This is a genomic window from Agromyces humi (assembly GCF_009720255.1).
Classification (GTDB): domain Bacteria; phylum Actinomycetota; class Actinomycetes; order Actinomycetales; family Microbacteriaceae; genus Agromyces; species Agromyces humi.
In genome coordinates, this window is the sequence record NZ_WJSP02000716.1 from 1 (window position 1) to 761 (window position 761).

The following is a 761-nucleotide window of genomic DNA, read 5'->3' on the forward strand; positions in this document are numbered from 1 at the left end:
CGACCGCGTGTTCGACCTCGGCGTGACGACGAAGGCCGCCGCCGGCCACGGCATCGGACTCGCGCTGGTGCGCCAGACGGTGCACCGCCTCGGCGGCGAGCTCCACGTCGACGGCTCCGAGTTCGAGGTCACCGTTCCGCTCGTGTCCGTCGCCCGCTCGGCGTCCGTCGAGGCGGCCACCGATGGGTGAGCCGATCCGCGTGCTCGTCGTCGAGGACGAGCCGGTCACCGCCGACGCGCACGCCGCCTACGTCCGCCGCATCGACGGATTCGAGGTGGGCGGCGTCGCACACGCGGGTCATGAGGCGATCCGGATGCTGCGCGAGGCCCGTGAGGGTCGAGTCCCGCCGATCGACCTGATCCTGCTCGACGTGAACCTTCCCGACACCACGGGCATCGAACTCTGCCGGTCGCTGCGCGCGGCCGGCATCGAGATCGACGTGATCGCCGTGACGGCCGTCCGCGACGCGGCCGTCGTGCGCTCGGCCGTGTCGCTCGGCATCGTGCAATACCTGATCAAGCCGTTCGGCTTCGCGGCGTTCGCCGAGAAGCTCAACGCCTACCGCGAGTACCACGCGCGCGTGGGCGGGGCGGACATCACCGACCAGCAGGAGGTGGACGCGTCGTTCGCCGCGCTCCGCACCTCGTCGAGCGGCGGCCTGCCGAAGGGCCTCACGCCCGAGACCCTCGATCGCGTGCGGGCGGCCGTGCGGGATGCCCCGGGCGACGCCGTCTCCGCCGCCGAGCTGGCCGGCGCACTC

At 72.9% G+C, this 761-nt stretch carries 2 protein-coding genes; both read left to right on the top strand.

Annotated elements, in window-relative coordinates; translation table 11 throughout:
* Window positions 1-190, top strand: a 190-nt coding sequence (locus tag GH736_RS23745; protein WP_328596959.1) for an ATP-binding protein, incomplete at its 5' end; no start/stop codon positions are given.
* The coding region (locus GH736_RS23750) for a response regulator (RefSeq protein ID WP_159607544.1) at window positions 183-761 on the top strand (579 nt) is incomplete at its 3' end. The genes GH736_RS23745 and GH736_RS23750, both read left to right, overlap by 8 nt.